Here is a 19676-nt window from a genome sequence, read left to right on the forward strand (position 1 = left end):
AGAACTCAGAATAAGCCGAACGGCCCGCCATCGACCCCTCCCGGGAGCAGATGACGGGCCGATTCTCGCCCCGTACGTACGTACCGCGCTACGCGTGTACGAATCGTCGGATTGCTCGGATTCGGTTCGTTCAGATGAGGCCGAGACCGCGGACGGCGTCGCGCTCCTCCACGAGCTCCTGCACCGAGGCGTCGATGCGGGTGCGGGAGAACTCGTTGATCTCCAGGCCCTGGACGATCTCGTACTTGCCGTCCTTGCAGACCACCGGGAAGGAGGAGATGAGGCCCTCCGGGACGCCGTAGGAGCCGTCCGACGGGATGCCCATGGAGGTCCAGTCGCCCGCGGCCGTGCCGTTGACCCAGGTGTGGACGTGGTCGATCGCGGCGTTGGCGGCGGAGGCGGCCGAGGACGCGCCACGCGCCTCGATGATGGCCGCACCGCGCTTGGCGACGGTGGGGATGAACTTGTCGGCCAGCCACTGCTCGTCGTTCACGACCTCGGCGGCGTTCTTGCCCGCGACCTCGGCGTGGAAGATGTCCGGGTACTGGGTGGCGGAGTGGTTGCCCCAGATCGTCAGCTTCTTGACGTCGGCGACGGACACGCCCGCCTTCTTCGCCAGCTGCGTGACCGCACGGTTGTGGTCGAGGCGGGTCATCGCGGTGAAGCGCTCGGCCGGCACGTCCGGCGCGGCGGCCTGGGCGATCAGGGCGTTGGTGTTGGCCGGGTTGCCGACGACCAGGACCTTGATGTCGTCCGCGGCGTTGTCGTTGATGGCCTTGCCCTGCGGCTTGAAGATGCCGCCGTTGGCCTCCAGCAGGTCGCCGCGCTCCATGCCCTTGGTGCGGGGGCGGGCGCCGACCAGCAGCGCGACGTTGGCGCCGGCGAAGGCCACGTTCGGGTCGTCGGTGATGTCGATGCCGCGCAGCAGCGGGAAGGCGCAGTCGTCGAGCTCCATCGCGGTGCCCTCGGCGGCCTTCAGGCCCTGCGGAATCTCCAGCAGGCGCAGCTTGACCGGCACGTCCGCGCCGAGGAGCTGACCGGAGGCGATGCGGAAGAGCAGCGCGTAGCCGATCTGACCGGCCGCGCCGGTGACGGTGACATTGACGGGAGTGCGGGTCATGGCGATCTCCTGCTGCAAAACGGCGGTGGGTGTGTCCCTGCCCGGGTGTGCGGATCTCTCTCGGTATCAAGAGAGATCCGGCGTCAGGCTATCCGACCCGGCCGCCGCTCCGCGGCCGACCCGGTGTGGGACGCCTCACCGTCTGCCACGGGGGCGCCCCGTAAGGGGCGCGGGGAACTGCGCGATCAGCCACCGACGGCCTGCAGCCGACGCACCACCCCCGAGCGTCCGGGTCACCTGCGGGTACGTCGTGGCTGGTCGCGCAGTTCCCCGCGCCCCTTACGGGGCGCTCGGCACCGTGCACCCCTTGCGCCCCGAGACCAGCGTCACGCACGCCGTGGCCTGGCGCGGCCCGTCGGCGGGGACCATGTTCGTGTGGGCGTCCGTGCCCCGGTCCACCCGGCCGCGCTCGGTCCGCGCCGGGGTCGCGGCGTCGTTGCTTATCCGCAGGGAGTCCCCCGGCACGGCCTGCGTCAGGCGCGCCCAGGCGGCGCCGCAGACCTTGCTGTAGCGGACCTCGACGTACGAGGTGCCGACCGTCGTGGAGCCGGCCGTCGTCGCGTGCTGGCCGCCGCAGCCCATGGTCTCCGGGTCCTTGCCCGCGCACTCGGCACCCGTGCACTTCACCCCGGCGGGCACCTGGGCCGGACTGCTGCTGACGCTCGGCGAGGTGAGCGGCCCCTCGGCCTTCCTCCCGCCGTCGTCGCCCGAGCCGAGCAGCAGCACCGCGGAGACGATCACCAGCGCCGTGCCCACTCCGCCGAGGGCGAACAGCACCGCGGTGCGCCGCGGGGAACGGCCGCCATTACGGCCACCCTTGCCGCCCTTACCCCCTTTGCCCTCCTCGTCCACGGGGATGGCCCGCGCCCGGACGTCCGGCGAGCCGCCGGGGCGGGACAGCAGCCGACCGCGCCTCCCGGACCTGCCGGCATCGCCCGACCCGCCCTGCGGCTCGGGGCGCTCCTCCGGCCCGTCCGCGCCGACGGGCGGGTCCGCCGCGGCCGCGGCCGTCGCCGCCCCCGCCGTGCGCAGCGCGCCCTCGCTGCGCAGGGCGGAGCGGATCCGCCTGCCGCCTCCGGACCTCCTGCCGCGGCCCGCCTCCTCGGGCGGCGGGCCGAACGCGCCCAGCGCGGCCCGCGCCTCGGCGACCTTGATCGCCTCCATCGTCACGTCGTGCCGCAGTTCCGAGCGGCTCCAGGACCGCTCGGCCAGCTCCCACATCGTGCCGAGGTGGCCCGGGTCGGCACCCGTGGCCTCGGCGAGCGCCTCGGCGGCGCCGCGCGGCGGCAGCAGACGGCCGTTCAGATAGCGCTCCCAGGACGTCTTGCTGTAGCCGGTGCGGTCCGCGACGGCGGCGATGCTCAGGCCGCTCCGCTCCACGAGTCTGCGCAACTGTTCGGCGAACTCGCGGACCTGCGGATCGAGTTCCTCCGGTAGCGCCCTCCAACGAGGCATTGCCCTCCCCTGTCCCCCGATGCGAACGGTCGTCTTCCCCGTGCCGCTGTGCTTCCCCCTCCACAGCCTCGGTTCCGGCTACCCAGGGGGATGGCACAACTCAGCATGTCAGTTCCCAACAGGGCGGCGCACGGTGGCATTTGGGGTTGATCAAACTCGCCGGTCGCACGCCCCCGGGGGCGTGTCGCGTCACCGGGCGGTGACATTCGGCCGGGTTTTGGTACGGGATGCGGACCTCGTACCGGAACGGTCACCCCCGGGCCACAGCACACCGGCCGGTCTTGAACCGGATTCCCGTTTTCATGATCCTCAAGGACGAGCGGCGGCCTGTCCTCCCACGGGGGTGGAGGACCGGTCGCCGGCTCTCCTCCACCCCCCTTCCTACCCGCGCACCGCCGGGGTCAAAGCACGGCTCACGACAGACTCTTCTTGAGGCCCTCCTCCAGCACGGCCAGGAACTCCTCGGTGGTCAGCCACGGCTGCTCGGGGCCGATCAGCTGGGCCAGGTCCTTCGTCATCCGGCCGCGCTCGACGGTCTCGGTGCACACCCGCTCCAGCGTCTGCGCGAACCCGGTCACCTCGGGGGTCCCGTCGAGCCTGCCCCGGTGGGCCAGGGCACGGGCCCAGGCGTGGACCGAGGCGATCGGGTTGGTCGAGGTCTCCTTGCCCTGCTGGTGGCGGCGGTAGTGGCGGGTGACCGTGCCGTGCGCCGCCTCCGCCGCGACGGTCCGGCCGTCCGCGGACATCAGCACCGAGGTCATCAGGCCCAGCGAGCCGAAGCCCTGCGCGACGACGCCGGACTGCACGTCGCCGTCGTAGTTCTTGCACGCCCAGACGTAGCCGCCCGGCGACCTCAGCGCCGTGGCGACCATGTCGTCGATCAGCCGGTGCTCGTAGACCAGCCGCCTGGCCTCGAAGTCCGCCCGGAACTCTGCGTCGAAGACCTCCTGGAAGAGGTCCTTGAAGCGGCCGTCGTACTTCTTCAGGACCGTGTTCTTCGTGGACAGGTAGACCGGGTAGCCGCGCTCCAGCCCGTAGCGGAACGAGGCCCGCGCGAAGTCGCGGACCGAGTCGTCCAGGTTGTACATCGCCAGCGCCACGCCCGGGCCCGGGAACTCGTACACCTCCAGCTCGACCGGCTCCGAGCCGTCCTTCGGGGCGAAGGCCAGGGTGAGCGTGCCCGGGCCCGGGACCTTGAGGTCCGTCGCGCGGTACTGGTCGCCGAAGGCGTGGCGGCCGACGACGATCGGCTTCGTCCAGCCCGGGACCGGGCGGGGCACGTTGCTCACGATGACCGGCTCGCGGAAGACCACCCCGCCGAGGATCGAGCGGATGGTGCCGTTGGGCGAGCGGTACATCGCCTTGAGGTTGAACTCCTCGACCCGCGCCTCGTCCGGCGTGATCGTCGCGCACTTCACGCCGGCGCCGTGCTCCGCGATGGCGTGCGCCGCGTCGATGGTGACCTGGTCGTTGGTGGCGTCGCGGTGCTCGATGCCTAGGTCGAAGTACTTCAGCTCGACGTCGAGGTACGGCAGGACCAGCCGGTCCCTGATGAACTGCCAGATGATGCGGGCCATCTCGTCGCCGTCGAGCTCGACGACCGGGTTGGCAACCTTGATCTTCGTCATGAGCGGACCGTCCCTCTCACGCAGCCGGGGTCCCCCGCCGGGAGGCAGTGCCCCTCCCCGGCCCTGCGGGGAAGGAACACCTCGCCCTCAAGATACGCACACCTACTGCACGGTGAAGTGCAGGACGTCGTCCAGGAAGGGGATCTTCAGCCAGGCGTGCGGCTGGGCCATCAGGGCCAGCAGCACGATCGCCACGCCCAGCCCGCCGTACGTGAACAGGTCCGTGAACCGCGAGCGCACCGCCAGCATGCCCACCGAGGGCAGCATCCAGCGCAGCACCGCGCCGCCGATCATCGCCAGCCCGATGATGATCGCGCCGACCCGCCAGGCGTCGAAGGCGACGACCAGCAGGCCCAGCCCGGTCCCCGCCATGACCGCCAGCAGCGGCCACTGCCGCGCGGGCGCGGGGGCACCGCCGGGCGCGGCGCGCCCGCCGCCCTCGGGGCGCGCGGTGTCCTGCGTGAGCCGGGGAGGACGGCGGGAACCCGGCTTGGCGGCCTTGGCGTCCTCGGCAGGCTTACCGGCCTTGGCGGGCTTGTGCTCGCCGGCCCCGGAGGCGGAGCCGGAGCCGGACTCAGCCTGCATGGTCGATTCCGGCGGCACGCTCGGCGGCCTCCACGACGTTGACCAGCAGCAGGGCGCGCGTCATCGGGCCGACGCCGCCCGGGTTCGGGGAGATCCAGCCGGCCACCTCGGCCACGCCCGGGTCCACGTCGCCCTGGATCTTGCCCTCGCCGTCCCGGCTGACGCCCACGTCCAGGACCGCCGCGCCCGGCTTGACGTCCTCCGGCTTGATCAGGTGCCCGACGCCCGCGGCGGCCACGATGATGTCCGCCTGGCGCAGCTGCGCCGACAGGTCGCGGGTGCCGGTGTGGCAGAGGGTGACGGTGGCGTTCTCGGTCCGGCGGGTCAGCAGCAGCCCGATGGACCGGCCGACGGTGATGCCGCGGCCGACGACCACCACGTGTGCGCCGTTGACCTCGACGTCGTGACGGCGCAGCAGCTCGATGATGCCGTTCGGGGTGCAGGGCAGCGGGCCGGTCTCGTTCAGCACCAGGCGGCCCAGGCTCATCGGGTGCAGGCCGTCGGCGTCCTTGGCCGGGTCCATCAGCTCCAGGACGCGGTTGGTGTCGATGCCCTTGGGGAGCGGGAGTTGGACGATGTACCCCGTGCACTCGGGGTTCTCGTTCAGCTCGCGGACGACCGTCTCGATCTCCTCCTGGGTGGCCGTCGCGGGCAGTTCGCGCTGGATGGAGGCGATGCCCACCTCCGCGCAGTCGCGGTGCTTTCCGGCCACGTACCACTTGCTGCCGGGGTCGTCTCCGACGAGGAGGGTGCCCAGGCCGGGCTGCACGCCCTCGGCCTTCAGCGCCTCCACACGGACGGTGAGTTCGGACTTGATCGCGGCCGCGGTGGCCTTGCCATCGAGAATCTGGGCGGTCATGGCCCCATCCTCGCGGATGGGACGGCCCCGGTTCCACTCAGGTGGCCTGCGCCTACGATGTCGGCCGTCACAGCCCCACCGCTCGAAGGATCCAGGTGACCCACCCGCCCTACCCCCCGTACCCGCAGCAGCCGGCCGCGCCGGGGTACCCGCCCCAGCCGGGCGGCTACCCGCCGTTCCCCCAGCAGCCCGGCCCGTACGGCCAGATGCCGTACGGGCAGATGCCGCCCGCCATGCCGCAGCGCCCGCCGCTGGCTGGCTGGTGGTCGCGCGTGGGCGCGACGATGCTCGACGGCCTGATCGGCGGGCTGCTGCCGATGGCCCTGTTCGTCGCCGGGGCCGTGATGATCGTCCTGGGGTCCCACCGCACCTGCACGTTCAGCACCGACGGCTACTCCGTCTGCGAGCCGTCGTCGAAGGGCGAGATGTTCGGGGGCATCGCGCTGATGGGCGCCGGCTGGCTCGTCGCCGTGATCATCGGCTTCTGGATGATGTACCGCCAGGGCAAGACCGGCCAGACGCCCGGCAAGAAGGCGATGAACATCGCCGTCCTGCGTGAGCGCGACGGCATGCCGCTGGGCTTCGGCATGACCTTCGTGCGCAGCCTGTGCCACTTCTTCGACGGCTTCCTCTACCTGGGCTACCTGTGGCCGCTGTGGGACGAGAAGAACCAGACCTTCGCCGACAAGATGGTCGGCACGGTGGTCGTCCGCACGCGCTGAGCGTGTCCCCCGCGCCCCAAAGGGGCGTGGGACGGTTACATGTGCGGCTCCGCCGCGTGGGCGCGACCAGCCACGACGAGCCCGCAGCCGACGCACAGCCCCGCGCCCCCAAAGGGGCGCGGGGAACTGCGCGATCAGCCACGAACCGGCCCGCAGCCGACCACTCAGTGGAAGAAGTGCCGCGTACCCGTGAAGTACATGGTCACCCCGGCCGCCTTCGCGGCCTCGACCACCTGCTCGTCACGGACCGAACCACCCGGCTGCGCAACGGCCTTGACGCCCGCGGCCGTGAGCACCTCCAGCCCGTCCGGGAACGGGAAGAACGCGTCCGACGCGGCGTACGAGCCGCGCGCCCGCTCCTTGCCCGCGCGCTGCACGGCCAGCTTGGCGGAGTCGACCCGGTTGACCTGGCCCATGCCCACGCCGACGGTCGCGCTGTCCTTGGCCAGCAGGATCGCGTTGGACTTCACCGCGCGGCAAGCCTTCCAGGCGAACGCCAGCTCGGCCAGCTCGTCGGCGGACAGCGGCTCGCCGGTCGCCAGCGTCCAGTGCGCCGGGTCGTCGCCCTCGGCCTGCAGCCGGTCCTTCACCTGCAGCAGCAGCCCGCCCTCGACCGGCCGGACCTCCTTGACCGCGCACGGGGCTTCGGCACAGCGCAGCACGCGGATGTTCTTCTTGCGGGCCAGGACCTCGACCGCGCCGTCCTCGTAGTCCGGGGCGACGAGGACCTCGGTGAAGATCTCCGCGACCTGCTCGGCCATGGCCACCGACACCGGGCGGTTGACGGCGATGACGCCGCCGAACGCCGACAGAGGGTCGCAGGCGTGGGCCTTGCGGTGCGCCTCGGCGACGTCCGAACCGGTCGCGATGCCACAGGGGTTGGCGTGCTTGATGATCGCGACGCAGGGCTCGTCGTGGTCGTACGCGGCCCGGCGGGCGGCCTCGGTGTCGACGAAGTTGTTGTACGACATCTCCTTGCCGTGCAACTGCTCGGCGGAGGCCAGGCCCTTGCCGCCCTCGTCGGTGTAGAGGGCGGCGGGCTGGTGCGGGTTCTCGCCGTAGCGCAGCACGTTGGCGCGGGAGTAGACGGCGCCGACGAACTCCGGGAAGCCACCCGCGGCGGAGCCGCTGTCAGCCGCAGTGTCGGCGGCCGCGTAGTCGGCGGCGAACCAGTTGGCCACGGCCACGTCGTAGGCGGCGGTGTGCTGGAAGGCCTGCGCCGCAAGGCGCTTGCGCTGCGCGAGGTCGAAGCCGCCGGCGGCGACGGCCGCGAGGATGTCGTCGTAGCGGGCCGGGTCGACGACCACGGCCACGGACGGGTGGTTCTTGGCGGCCGCGCGGACCATCGACGGGCCGCCGATGTCGATCTGCTCGACGCACTCGTCCGGGGTGGCGCCGGAGGCGACGGTCTCCCGGAACGGGTAGAGGTTGACGATCACGAGCTCGAAGGGCGCGACGCCCAGCCCGGCGAGCTGCTCGCGGTGCGCGTCGAGGCGCTGGTCGGCGAGGATGCCCGCGTGGACGCGCGGGTGCAGGGTCTTGACGCGCCCGTCCAGGCACTCGGGGAAACCGGTGAGCTCCTCGACCTTGGTGACCGGGACGCCCGCCGCGGCGATCTTCCCGGCCGTCGAGCCCGTCGAGACGAGCTCGACGCCCGCCGCGTGCAGGCCGCGGGCGAGCTCCTCCAGCCCCGTCTTGTCGTAGACGCTGACCAGCGCGCGGCGGATGGGCCGCTTGGTGCCTTCGGCGGTCACGGGATTCACTGGATCCGTACCTTTCGTCCCTCTATGCGGTAGCCGTGCCGGGCCAGTCGGCCCACGACTTCGACGAGCAGCTGTCGCTCGACTTCCTTGATCCGCTCGTGCAGCGCGGATTCGTCGTCCTCGTCCCGGACCTCCACCACGCCCTGCGCGATGACGGGTCCGGTGTCGACGCCCTCGTCGACGAAGTGGACGGTGCAGCCGGTCACCTTCACCCCGGACGCGAGCGCGTCGCGCACGGCGTGGGCGCCGGGAAAACTGGGCAGCAGAGCGGGGTGCGTATTGACCGTCCGCCCGCCGAACCGTGCCAGGAAGGCCTTCCCCACGATCTTCATGAAGCCGGCGGACACCACCAGGTCCGGCTCGTGGGCGGCCACCGCCTCGGCGAGCGCGGCGTCCCAGGCCTCCCGCGTGGGGTGGTCCTCCACCCGGCAGACGAAGGTGGGCAGCCCGGCGCGCTCGGCGCGCTCCAGCCCGGCGATGCCGTCCCGGTCGGCACCCACGGCCACGATCCGCGCGCCGTAACCGTCCGGATCGGCGTCGATGGCCTCGATCAGGGCCTGCAGATTCGTACCGGAACCCGAGACCAGCACGACGAGTCGGGCAGGACGTCCAGCAGGGGCAGCCACGGTGGGGCCCTTTCTCGCGGGGCGGGACAACTGGTTTGTATGGACGTACGAAAAGGAGAGGCTCCCCGATACGGGGATCCCTACGAAGCCGACGGCCGCCAGCAACGATACCGGCACACCGCCCGGCCCCCACGGGACGGGGGCACGCACGGGAGGTAGCGTCTGCAAGCGGGCGCTTCACGCACGCCGCCGTAGGCTCGAAGTGCAGGACGACGAGACCAGGGGAAGACACACTCCACATGCCGGACCGACGCCGCCACGCGGCTCACCGCCCCCCGCTGCCCGCCGCGCACGCGTTCCGCACGCCGCACGACCGCCAGGCGCCGCCCTCCGCGGACCAGCGGGACGACAACCCCTTCGCGCCCCCGCCCGAGGGCCGGGCGGACCGCCCCTGGCAGCCGCGGCAGCAGTCGTCGGGGGCCTCGGGAACGCCCTCCGGGGAGGACGGCTCCTCCGGCGACGGCTCCCCGGAGCAGCCCCCGGGCTGGGGCAGCCAGTGGAGCAGCCGCCAGCCCGGCCGCCACGACGGCGGCTTCGGCGGCGGCCCCGGCGGCGGCCCGCAGGGCCCGCTGCCCGGCGGCAACGGCGGCCTGCGCTGGGACCCGACGGACCCGGCCCAACGGCGCGCCCGCTACGCCCTGTTGGCGGGCATGTGGGGCTTCTTCTTCGCCCTGTTCAGCATCCCGCAGGTGGCCCTGCTGCTGGGCGCGCTCTCGGTCTACTGGGGCATCAGCTCACTGCGCGCCAAGCCGAAGCCGCGCGACCCGGACGCCCCGCCGCCCCCGCCGGGCGGCTTCCGCCCGCAGACCACGGCGGCCGTGAGCGGCCTGGTCACGGGCAGCCTGGCCCTGGTGATCGTGGCGACGACGTTCGCCTTCCAGCTGGCGTACCGGGACTACTACACGTGCGTGGACGACGCACTGACGCAGACGTCCCGCCAGTCGTGCGAGACCCACCTGCCGAAGCAACTGCGCCCGCTGCTGGAGGTGCAGGACTAGGGCCCGGTCGCGCCCCGCAAGGGGCGGGGGCTGTGACATCGTGCGGCTCCGCCGCGTGGGCGCGGCCAGCCACGACGAACCCGCAGTCGAAGGTACGGCCCCCGGCGGAGCGCCGGCGCTCAGTCACCCTCCGGCGGCTCGAAGTCCGGCATCAGCCCGCCGCCCGACTCCTTGAGCGCGGCCCACCGCACCCGCCGGGACCCGGTCTCGTGCCACGCCTCCGCCGGCGGCCCGTGGTACGAGGCCGAGAACACCGACCCCGGAATCGGCACCGCCCCGTGCGTCGTCGCCTTGCGCCGACGGCCCCGGAACACCCGCTTCGGCTGCGGCTTGGCCCGCCGCCGGCGCGCGGGCGGCGACACCTCCGCCTCCGTCTCCGTCACTTCTTCCGGCTCCGGCTCCGCCGCGGCCTCGGGGGCAGGGGCCGCCGAGGCCGCGGCCACCGCCTCCTCCACCGTCGGCTTCAACGGCAGCGTCTCCGACGCGTACGTCACAGCCGGCTCGGGGGCGGCGCCCCCGACCGCGAAGCCGAACCACGCCGCCGCCGCGCGATAGGCCCGCACCGGCCACGCCGAGCGCCGCCTGGCCCGCGCCCTGCTCCGCGCCCGTGGCGGCGCCGGCACCTCCACCGGTTCTCCGCCCGCCGCAGGCACCCGCTCGGCCCTCCGCCGCAGCCACCGCAGCACCAGCGCGCCCGGCACCCCGACCGAGGCCGTCCACATCAGCGCCGCCTCCCCCGTGTGCAGGCACGACGGGCCGAAGCGCGTGAGGACGGACGTGCCGAGGGAACCGGCCGAGGCGTACGCCAGCAAGGTGACCACCACCGAGCAGAGCACCGCCCCGAGCGCGGCCGTCACGGTCACCTCGCGGCGTCCCGCCACCACCGGCCGCCCCGGCACCGCGGCATGGGCGACGGCCGCCCCCGCGGCGACCGACAGCACCACCGTGGCCACCACCGCCGGCGCCCCGGCGGCCCCGGGCCCCGGCAGCGCCGCGAGCAGCGGGAAGTGCGGCAGCGCGGGGTGGTGGCTCTGCACGGCGAGCGGTGCGACCACACTGCCCGCGCCGGCGCCGAACCCGGCCCCCAGCACGTACGCCACCGCCCAGACCACGGCGTTTGGCAGCAGCACGAAACTCAGCAGCCCCACCGACACCCGCCCGGCCCAGCCCGCCGCGATCTGGGCGAAGGCCTCCCGCACCCCGCCCGCGTGCACGGCCAGCGACACGGCGACGACCAGCATCCCCTCGGCGAGCAGCGCGGCGGTGCCGACGGCGGCGGTCCACAGGATCGCGATCACGCGTCGGCGCGTGAACCAGTGGCGCACCCACCCGGGCACCGCGTCCACCACGCGCCGCGCGCGGCCGGCCGGCGACCAGGCCGGCCAGCCCGCTGCCGCCCACATCCCGGCGGCCGCGAACAGTGCGGCGAAGAGCGGCAGATGGAGCAGGGCGCTCAGCGGCGAGACGTGCACGGGGGACGGGGCGGCGTAGAGCGCGGCTGCGGTGCCCACGAGCAGGTAGCCGCCCAGGTACACGCCGAGCGCCGTGCGCACCGGGAGCCGGATGGCGGGGGCGGAGCCAGGAGCGGCAGGCGGCGCTTCCGCCTCTTCGGTCCCGACGGCCTCGTCCGCGTGCATGAGGTCCTCCACGCAGACGAACCTGCCGTCCTCCTCCTCTTCCGGCGGCTCGTCGGCGACGGGCTCCAGCGCATGCCGCGCCGTGCGGTAGAGCAGGGTGCACGGCACCAGCGAGAGCAGCAGCGGCGTCAGCCCGACGGGGGCGGGCGCGCCGGACAGCGTCTCGGTCCGTACGAGCTCGGCGCCGTGCGCCAGCAGCCACAGGTCGGCGGCGACGCGCAGCGCCCCCGTGGGCCCGCTGTCGGGGTACGGGGAGATGATCCACAGCATCAGGACGCCCACGGCGAAGGCCCCGAGCCCCAGCCCTGCGGCGACCACGCCGCCGAGGAAGACCGTGCTCACCGCGGACTGGCCGTGCAGGGCGGGCCGTTGGCGCGACGGGAACAACGGGCCAGGGTCGGCGTAGTGGGTCACGAGAGACATGCTGCCAAGAACGCGGCTTTGGTCCGGGTATTCGGTCACATGGTCGTCGTGTCGCGTTCACGGGCCCTCACCCCGGCCGCGAGCACCGGAAACGGCCGTGGGCCCGCACCCCCGGACAGGGGTGCGGGCCCACGGACCGGCCGTGCGGCCGAAGCGGCGGAGGGTCAGCCGGCGAGGGCGGCGCGCGCCAGGCGGGCCGTCTCGGACGGGGTCTTGCCGACCTTCACACCGGCGGCCTCGAGGGCCTCCTTCTTCGCCTGGGCGGTGCCGGACGAGCCGGACACGATGGCACCGGCGTGGCCCATCGTCTTGCCCTCGGGCGCGGTGAAACCAGCCACGTAGCCGACGACCGGCTTGGTGACGTGCTCCTTGATGAAGTCCGCGGCCCGCTCCTCGGCGTCGCCGCCGATCTCGCCGATCATGACGATCAGGTCGGTCTCGGGGTCGTCCTGGAACGCCTTCAGCGCGTCGATGTGCGTGGTGCCGATGACCGGGTCGCCACCGATGCCGACGCAGGAGCTGAAGCCGAGGTCACGGAGCTCGTACATCATCTGGTAGGTCAGCGTGCCGGACTTGGACACGAGACCGATGCGGCCGGGCTTGGTGATGTCGCCCGGGATGATGCCGGCGTTGGACTGGCCCGGGGTGATCAGACCGGGGCAGTTGGGGCCGATGATGCGGGTCTTGTTGCCCTTGGCCTTGGCGTACGCCCAGAAGGCGGCCGAGTCGTGGACGGCGATGCCCTCGGTGATGACGACGGCCAGGCCGATGCCCGCGTCGATCGCCTCGACGACCGCTGCCTTGGAGAAGGCCGGCGGGACGAAGACGACGGTGACGTCGGCACCGGTCTTCTCCATCGCCTCGGCGACCGAGCCGAAGACGGGGACCTCGTGGCCGTCGAAGTCGACGGAGGTGCCGGCCTTGCGCGGGTTGACGCCACCGACGATGTTGGTGCCGTCAGCGAGCATGAGCTTGGTGTGCTTCATGCCCGTGGAGCCGGTCATGCCCTGGACGATGACCTTGCTGTCCTTGGTGAGGAAGATAGCCATGATGTGTCTTTGACCTCGTCCCTATTACTTCGCGGCCGCGAGCTCGGCGGCCTTGTCGGCCGCACCGTCCATGGTGTCCACGCGCTGCACCAGCGGGTGGTTGGCGTCGGAAAGGATCTTGCGACCCAGCTCCGCGTTGTTGCCGTCGAGACGCACGACGAGCGGCTTGGAGACGTCCTCGCCCTTGTCCTTCAGGAGCTGGAGAGCCTGGACGATGCCCTTGGCGACCTCGTCACAGGCGGTGATGCCACCGAAGACGTTGACGAAGACGGACTTGACGTCCGGGTCGCCGAGGATGATCTCAAGACCGTTGGCCATGACCTCGGCCGAGGCACCGCCGCCGATGTCGAGGAAGTTGGCGGGCTTGACGCCGCCGTGCTTCTCGCCGGCGTAGGCGACGACGTCCAGGGTGCTCATGACGAGACCCGCGCCGTTGCCGATGATGCCGACCTGGCCCTCGAGCTTGACGTAGTTGAGGTGCTTCTCCTTGGCGGCGGCCTCCAGCGGGTTGGCCGCGGCCTTGTCGACCAGCTCCTCGTGGCCGGGCTGGCGGAAGTCCGCGTTCTCGTCCAGGGAGACCTTGCCGTCGAGGGCGATGACGCGGCCGTCGGCGACCTTGGCGAGCGGGTTGACCTCGACGAGGAGGGCGTCCTCGGCGACGAAGGTCTTCCACAGGGTCACCATGACCTCGGCGACCTGCTCCGCGACCTCGGCCGGGAACTTCGCCTGGGCCACGATCTCGCGGGCCTTCTCGATGGAGACGCCCTCGTTGGCGTCCACCGGGACCTTCGCGAGCTTCTCGGGGGTCGTGGCGGCGACCTCCTCGATGTCCATGCCGCCGGCGACCGACGCCATGGCGAGGAAGGTCCGGTTGGTCCGGTCGAGGAGGTACGAGACGTAGTACTCCTCGGCGATCTCCGGAGCGGTCTCGGCGATCATGACCTTGTGGACCGTGTGGCCCTTGATGTCCATGCCGAGGATGTCCGTCGCGCGGGCAACGGCCTCGTCCGGGGTGGCGGCCAGCTTCACGCCGCCGGCCTTGCCACGGCCGCCGACCTTCACCTGAGCCTTGACGACCGAACGGCCGCCCAGACGCTCAGTGGCCTCGCGCGCCGCCTCAGGCGTGTCGATGACTTCACCGGCCAGCACCGGTACACCGTGCTTGGCGAAGAGGTCCCTCGCCTGGTACTCGAACAGGTCCACGCGCGTCAGTCCCTTTTCCATGGATATCGCGGTTCGTTGTCTGCGCGGGCGTGCCGCGGGGCAGCGTGAGGACGCGATCTATTACGAGGGCGGCACACGATCACCGTTGACGCGGCATGTCCGTCTCGCAGGTTATCCCCGCCGGAGGGGCGGCCCTAAATCACAGCTCACACTCCGGCCGTGATTAGCCTCACAGGCGGAGGCCTCATCCGGACTCGGGTATCGGCAGCGGACGCTTCTCCAGGGCCGCCGCCATCACATCGGGAAAGAGATCCGGCGTACAGGCGAAGGCGGGGGCGCCGAGGGCCGCCAGGGCCGCCGCGTGCTCACGGTCGTAGGCGGGGGCGCCCTCGTCGGAGAGCGCCAGCAGGGACACGAACTGCACCCCGGAGGCCTTCATGGCCGCCACCCGTTTGAGCATCCCGTCCCGGATCCCGCCCTCGTAGAGATCACTGATGAGGACCACGACCGTTTCGGCCGGGCGGGTGATGCGGGACTGGCAGTAGGCGAGGGCGCGGTTGATGTCCGTGCCGCCGCCGAGCTGGGTGCCGAAGAGAACGTCCACCGGATCGGCCAACCGGTCGGTGAGATCCACGACGGAGGTGTCGAAGACGACCAGCCGGGTGTCGAGCGCCCGCATCGAGGCCAGGACGGCACCGAAGACCGAGGCGTAGACGACGGAGGCGGCCATCGAGCCGGACTGGTCGATGCACAGCATCACCTCCTTGCGCAGGGACTGCGCCGCACGCCCGTGGCCGACCAGGCGCTCGGGGACGACCGTGCCGTGCTCGGGCAGGTAGTGCTTGAGGTTGGCCCTGATCGTGCGGTCCCAGTCGATGTCGCGGTGGCGGGGGCGGGCGACGCGGGAGGAGCGGTCGAGGGCGCCGGTGAGGGTGGCCCGGGTGCGGGACGACAGGCGCCGCTCCAGGTCCTGGACGACCTTGCGGACGACGGCCCGCGCGGTCTCTTTCGCCGTCTCGGGCATGGCCCGGTTGAGGGAGAGGAGGGTGCCGACGAGATGGACGTCCGCCTCGACGGCCTCCAGCAGTTCGGGCTCCAGCAGCAGGGCGGACAGGCCGAGGCGCTCGATGGCGTCGCGCTGCATCACCTGAACGACTGATGTCGGGAAGTACGTACGGATGTCCCCCAGCCAGCGGGCGACCCGCGGCGCGGAGCCGCCGAGCCCGGCACCGCGCCGGGTGCCGTCGGCCCGGTCCTCGCCGGAGCGGTCGCCGTAGAGGGCCTGCAGGGTGCGGTCCATGGCGGCGTCGGTGCCGGCGAGGGCGCAGCCGGTGCCGTCGGCACCGCTGTCGTCGCCGAGCACGAGGCGCCAGCGGCGCAGCCGCTCGTCGGTGGCGGTGGCGGTGGCGGTGGCGGTGGCGGTGGCGGTGGCATCGACGACGGTGGCGTTCATTGCGGTGCTCCCCCGGTGAGTGCTGGTGAGGTGTCCTCTTCTTCTGTTTCCGTCCGGGCGTCGAGGCCCAACAGCAGGCGCAGCGTGGGCAGGACGGCCGCCGCGCGTGCGGCGTCGAGCTCCGGGCCGAATCCGGGCATGCCGTCCCCGGCCGGTGCCGGCGCGCCCGCGCCGCCTCTGCGGATCAGCTCGCCGAGGCTGCGGCGCACCCCCGGTTCGTAGGCGGAGAAGGTGCGGCGCAGCAGGGGCAGGACGTCCGTGAACGCATCCGGTGGCACGCCGGTGAGCCAGGCGTCGACGAGGGCGAGGAGCCGCTCGTCGTGGACGAGCAGCATGCCGCCGGATCCGCCGCTGCCGGTGAACCCCTCGATCCAGGCGGCCGCTTCGGCCGGGGCCGCGCCGGCGGAGAGCGCGAGGCCCATGAGCCGGGCGGCCTCGCCCTCGGGGAGCCGTCCGTCGTCCAGCAGCAGCCGGACGGCCCGGCCCTTGATGCCCCCGGGCAGGTGCTCGCGGGCGGCGAGGGTGCCGAGGACGGCGGCCCAGCGCTCCCGCAGCGGCTCCTTGCCGAGCAGGCCGACGGCCTGGTGCACCGCGTCGACGTGCCCTCGCGTCTCCGCCGCCGCGTCCGCGTCGAGCCCTGCGCAGGCGGCGGGGAGCCCGACGAAGACCCGCTCGGCGATCCCCTCGGCCACCTCGCCGAGAGCAGCGATATCGGTGCGGCGGACGTCCCCGTAGCGCACGGAACGGACCAACGCGGGCAGGGCCCGGGCCAGATGGCCCACGTCCGTGTCGAGCGCGGCCCGGTCGGCGAGGGCGCGCATGACCACCGGGAGGGCGTCGGGGAGCCCGGCGAGCAGGCACTGCTCGGCCAGCGCCGTGACCTCGGCGAGGCTGTCGGACTCGCGGGCCAGGGACTCCGCCTTGGCCGTGGCCGCGCCCTCCACGGTCGTGCCCCAGATGCCGGCCTCGGCGACGCGGACGGCCGACTCGGGCTCCCAGCACAGCCGCCAGGTCTCCCGGAAGGTGCCGAGCGAGCCGCGCGAGCGCACGGGCTCGCCCCAGGCGACGCCGAGCAGCCGCAGGCGGTGCAGCAGTCTGCTGCGGGCCGCGTCGTTGTCGGTGCGCAGGTCGAACTCGCGCTCGCGGACGGCGGCTTCGGGCTTCAGCCGAAGGCTGCGCTGCAGCCGGTCCAGGTCGCGCTGGAGGGGCACGGCCGGTGCGGAGTCGGGGACTTCGCCGAGCACGTCCCCGATGACGAGTCGGTCCTGCACGAGGGCGAGCGGCACGTCGGATCCGTCGCACATCACCGCGCGCACGGCGTCGGTCGTCTCGGCGAGCCCGGCCAGCGGGCGCCCGCGCATCGCGGCGAGGGTTCCGGCGAGCCGTACGGCCTCGATGACGTGGGCCGAGGAGACGGGACGGTCCTCCTCGCGCAACAGCCGGGCGACCGTGGTCATCCAGCGCTCGACCACCCGGTCGGGCGCGTGGAAGAGATGCGCGTACCAGCCGGGCGAGGTGACCCCGGCGCCGTAGCCGCTGCGCCGGGCCAGCCGCCGGTGCGTCCACGGCACCCAGCCGATCGCCGCCTTGACCTTGGGCAGCCCCTTGAGCAACTGCCGGTCGGACGCCACCGTCCGCTTCTCGGCGAGGGCGGGCACGTGCCAGGCGCCGCAGACGACGGCGACACCGTCCCCGAACTCCCGCCGCGCCTCGCGGAGTTTCAGCCGCATGTGCGCTTCCCGCACGGCGTCCCGCGCGCCGACGGGACCACTGTCCGCCCGCAGCTCCGCCATGGCCTCGGCGAGGGCCAGGAAGGGCGCCAGGGCATCGTCATCGGCGCCACGTCCGCGCCGGTGCTCGACGGCGTCCTCCCACCAGGCCTCGGCGTCGTCGTACCCGGCGGCTGCGGCGAGCGCACCGAGCGGGTCGTCCCGACCGGTGGGGCCGGGCGCCGCGACGCCATCCGGCGCGGCGTTCGGGCACGCCGCACCGGTGAATGCGGTGCGGCCGAGCGTGCCGTCCCGGCGGGGTGCGGCGCCCGCCGGGGCGACGTCCGGCCGGCCAGCAGGCAGAGCCCCATCAACGTCCGAGCGGTGGGCACCGGGCAACGCCCGGGACGAGCCACTGTACGCAGCAGCCGCCTGCGCAGCACCTCCCGCCGACGCACCGTCCGGCCGCCCCGCGGACGGAGCCCCTTCCTCACCCAGGCGCCGCGCACGGGGCAACGCCCCTTCGCCGAACAGGCCGTTCCCGCGAGAGGGCCTGCTGCACGCGACACCGGGGCGGTCCTCTTCCTCACCCAGGAACCCCGCATCGGGCAACACCCCTCGGCCGAACCGGCCGTTCCCATGGGACGGCCCGCTGCACGCGGCACCCGGCCTGCCCACAGGCAGACCCCTGGGCAGCGCCCCTTGACCGAGGAAGCCGTCCCGAGGGGACAAGCCGCTGCGCTCGGCAGCCGCCTGCGCAGCATCTTCCGCCGACACAGCATCCGGCCGCCCCGCGGGCAGAACCTCTTCCTCACCCGACCACTGCGTGCCGGGCAACACCCCTTGTCCGAACAGGCCGTTCCGCCGGGACGGACCGCCGCACGCGGCAGCCACCTGCACAGCACTCCCCACCGACGCAGCATCCGGCCGCCCCGCGGGCAGACCCCCTTCCTCGCCCGGGTCCCCCGCACCGGGCAACCGCTCATCGCCGAGCGCGAGCGACACGGCGGCCGGCAGGTCGATGAAGCGCACCGGCACGTCGTGGGACAGGGCCCAGCGCAGGGCCACCCATTCCGGGGAGAACTCGGCGAGCGGCCAGAAGGCCGCGCGCCCGGGGTCGTCGGTGGCGTGGGCGAGCAGGGCCACGGGCGGGCGCATCCGCGGGTCCGCGGCGAGGTGGACGATCGCGTCCGCCTCCGGCGGGCCCTCGATCAGTACGGCGCTCGGCCGGCACCGGTCGAGCGCCGCCCGTACGGCGCGGGCCGAGCCCGGGCCGTGGTGGCGTACGCCCAGCAGGGCGGGGGCCGTGGTCATGCGGACACCTCGCGGCACGCGCGGTAGAAGTCCTTCCAGCCGTCCCGCTCGCGGACGACCGTCTCCACGTACTCCTGCCAGACCAGCCGGTCGACCGCCGGGTCGCGGACGACCGCGCCGAGAATGCCCGCGGCCACGTCGCCGGCGCGCAGCACTCCGTCGCCGAAGTGTGCGGCGAGCGCCAGGCCGCCGGTGACGACGGAGATGGCCTCGGCCGTGGAGAGCGTGCCCGAGGGCGACTTGAGCTTGGTGCGGCCGTCCGTGGTGACCCCGTCGCGCAGCTCGCGGAAGACCGTGACGACGCGCCGGATCTCGTCCGCCCCGTCGGGCGCGGCCGGCAGGTCGAGAGCGCGGCCGAGCTGCTCGACGCGCCGGGCGACGATGTCGACCTCGGCCTCGGGGGTCTCCGGCAGGGGCAGGACGACGGTGTTGAAGCGGCGGCGGAGCGCGCTGGAGAGCTCGTTGACGCCGCGGTCGCGGTCGTTGGCGGTGGCGATGAGGTTGAAGCCGCGAATGGCCTGGACTTCTTCGCCGAGTTCGGGGATGGGCAGGGTCTTCTCGGAGAGGACGGTGATGAGCGTGTCCTGGACGTCGGCCGGGATGCGGGTGAGCTCCTCGACGCGGGCGGTCAGGCCCTCGGCCATGGCGCGCATGACGGGGCTGGGCACGAGCGCTTCGCGGCTGGGGCCGTGGGCCAGGAGGCGGGCGTAGTTCCAGCCGTAGCGGATGGCCTCCTCGGCGGTGCCCGCGGTGCCCTGCACCAGGAGGGTGGAGTCGCCGCTGACGGCGGCGGCGAGGTGCTCGGACACCCACGTCTTGGCCGTGCCGGGCACGCCGAGCAGGAGCAGTGCGCGGTCGGTGGCGAGCGTGGTGACGGCGACTTCCACGATGCGCCGCGGGCCCACGTACTTGGGCGTGATCACGGTGCCGTCGGGCAGCGTGCCGCCGAGCAGGTACGTGGCCACGGCCCAGGGCGACAGGCGCCAACGGGCGGGCCTGGGACGGTCGTCGGCGGCGGCGAGGGCCGCGAGCTCGTCCGCGAAGGCGTCCTCGGCGTGCGGTCGCAGGGCCTGGGTCAGGGCCTGGGTCAGGGCCTGGGCCCCGGTGGACGGCATGGTGGTGGCTGGGATTCCGGACACGGTCACAAGTCCCCCTCGTCGTGCGGTTCCGG

15 protein-coding genes are annotated in these 19676 nt (G+C 73.2%); 2 read left to right on the top strand and 13 right to left on the bottom strand.

Going from position 1 to position 19676, the window contains the following annotated elements; all coding sequences use genetic code 11:
• Window positions 1-130: 130 nt before the first annotated feature.
• The 5 genes from ACMATS_RS15345 to ACMATS_RS15365 form a co-directional block, all read right to left on the bottom strand.
• Window positions 131-1120: a malate dehydrogenase gene (locus tag ACMATS_RS15345; RefSeq protein WP_390780489.1), complete on the bottom strand. Its 990-nt coding sequence runs from the start codon at window positions 1118-1120 to the stop codon at window positions 131-133.
• Between the two features lie 279 nt (window positions 1121-1399).
• On the bottom strand, window positions 1400-2575 hold the full coding sequence (locus tag ACMATS_RS15350) for a helix-turn-helix domain-containing protein (RefSeq protein ID WP_414168187.1): 1176 nt from the start codon (window positions 2573-2575) through the stop codon (window positions 1400-1402).
• Window positions 2576-2988: 413 nt separating this feature from the next.
• Window positions 2989-4203, bottom strand: a complete 1215-nt coding sequence (locus tag ACMATS_RS15355; protein ID WP_414168188.1) for an NADP-dependent isocitrate dehydrogenase — start codon at window positions 4201-4203, stop codon at window positions 2989-2991.
• 102 nt (window positions 4204-4305) lie between these two features.
• Window positions 4306-4788: a DUF3017 domain-containing protein gene (locus ACMATS_RS15360; RefSeq protein WP_414168189.1), complete on the bottom strand. Its 483-nt coding sequence runs from the start codon at window positions 4786-4788 to the stop codon at window positions 4306-4308.
• Window positions 4778-5647, bottom strand: coding sequence for a bifunctional methylenetetrahydrofolate dehydrogenase/methenyltetrahydrofolate cyclohydrolase (locus ACMATS_RS15365; protein ID WP_414168190.1), 870 nt, complete (start codon window positions 5645-5647; stop codon window positions 4778-4780). Before ACMATS_RS15365 ends, ACMATS_RS15360 begins: the two co-directional genes overlap by 11 nt.
• A gap of 95 nt (window positions 5648-5742) precedes the next feature.
• On the opposite strand from ACMATS_RS15365, the gene ACMATS_RS15370 reads away from it, so the two are divergent.
• A complete protein-coding gene (locus ACMATS_RS15370) occupies window positions 5743-6369 on the top strand; it encodes an RDD family protein (protein WP_414168191.1) in 627 nt (208 codons plus the stop codon).
• Between the two features lie 164 nt (window positions 6370-6533).
• Here the strand turns inward: ACMATS_RS15370 and purH are convergent, their stop codons facing one another.
• A complete protein-coding gene (purH, locus tag ACMATS_RS15375) occupies window positions 6534-8123 on the bottom strand; it encodes a bifunctional phosphoribosylaminoimidazolecarboxamide formyltransferase/IMP cyclohydrolase (protein WP_414168192.1) in 1590 nt (529 codons plus the stop codon).
• 5 nt (window positions 8124-8128) lie between these two features.
• Window positions 8129-8758 carry a phosphoribosylglycinamide formyltransferase gene (purN, locus tag ACMATS_RS15380; protein WP_390780482.1) on the bottom strand — a complete coding sequence of 210 codons (630 nt, stop codon included), beginning with the start codon at window positions 8756-8758 and terminating at the stop codon, window positions 8129-8131.
• A gap of 239 nt (window positions 8759-8997) precedes the next feature.
• Here purN and ACMATS_RS15385 point away from each other — a divergent pair, with 239 nt between their 5' ends.
• The gene (locus tag ACMATS_RS15385) at window positions 8998-9756 is read left to right on the top strand and encodes a hypothetical protein (protein WP_414168193.1); all 759 of its coding nucleotides are present in this window, start codon (window positions 8998-9000) and stop codon (window positions 9754-9756) included.
• A gap of 119 nt (window positions 9757-9875) precedes the next feature.
• Here the strand turns inward: ACMATS_RS15385 and ACMATS_RS15390 are convergent, their stop codons facing one another.
• The 6 genes from ACMATS_RS15390 to ACMATS_RS15415 all read right to left on the bottom strand — a co-directional run bounded on the left by ACMATS_RS15390 (window position 9876) and on the right by ACMATS_RS15415 (window position 19620).
• Window positions 9876-11735 (bottom strand): DUF6350 family protein, encoded by a 1860-nt coding sequence (locus ACMATS_RS15390; protein ID WP_414170731.1) that lies wholly within the window; start codon window positions 11733-11735, stop codon window positions 9876-9878.
• 245 nt (window positions 11736-11980) lie between these two features.
• Window positions 11981-12865, bottom strand: coding sequence for a succinate--CoA ligase subunit alpha (gene sucD / locus ACMATS_RS15395; protein ID WP_390780479.1), 885 nt, complete (start codon window positions 12863-12865; stop codon window positions 11981-11983).
• A gap of 24 nt (window positions 12866-12889) precedes the next feature.
• Window positions 12890-14068, bottom strand: coding sequence for an ADP-forming succinate--CoA ligase subunit beta (gene sucC / locus ACMATS_RS15400; protein WP_390780516.1), 1179 nt, complete (start codon window positions 14066-14068; stop codon window positions 12890-12892).
• Between the two features lie 205 nt (window positions 14069-14273).
• Complete coding sequence (locus ACMATS_RS15405) at window positions 14274-15482, bottom strand: VWA domain-containing protein (RefSeq protein WP_414168194.1); 1209 nt, start codon at window positions 15480-15482, stop codon at window positions 14274-14276.
• Complete coding sequence (locus ACMATS_RS15410) at window positions 15479-18505, bottom strand: DUF5682 family protein (RefSeq protein WP_414168195.1); 3027 nt, start codon at window positions 18503-18505, stop codon at window positions 15479-15481. The genes ACMATS_RS15405 and ACMATS_RS15410 overlap by 4 nt, the downstream gene beginning before the upstream one ends.
• Window positions 18502-19620 carry an ATP-binding protein gene (locus tag ACMATS_RS15415; RefSeq protein WP_414170732.1) on the bottom strand — a complete coding sequence of 373 codons (1119 nt, stop codon included), beginning with the start codon at window positions 19618-19620 and terminating at the stop codon, window positions 18502-18504. Before ACMATS_RS15415 ends, ACMATS_RS15410 begins: the two co-directional genes overlap by 4 nt.
• Window positions 19621-19676: the final 56 nt, after the last annotated feature.

Source organism: Streptoverticillium reticulum (assembly GCF_047456005.1).
Lineage (GTDB): Bacteria > Actinomycetota > Actinomycetes > Streptomycetales > Streptomycetaceae > Streptomyces > Streptomyces reticulum.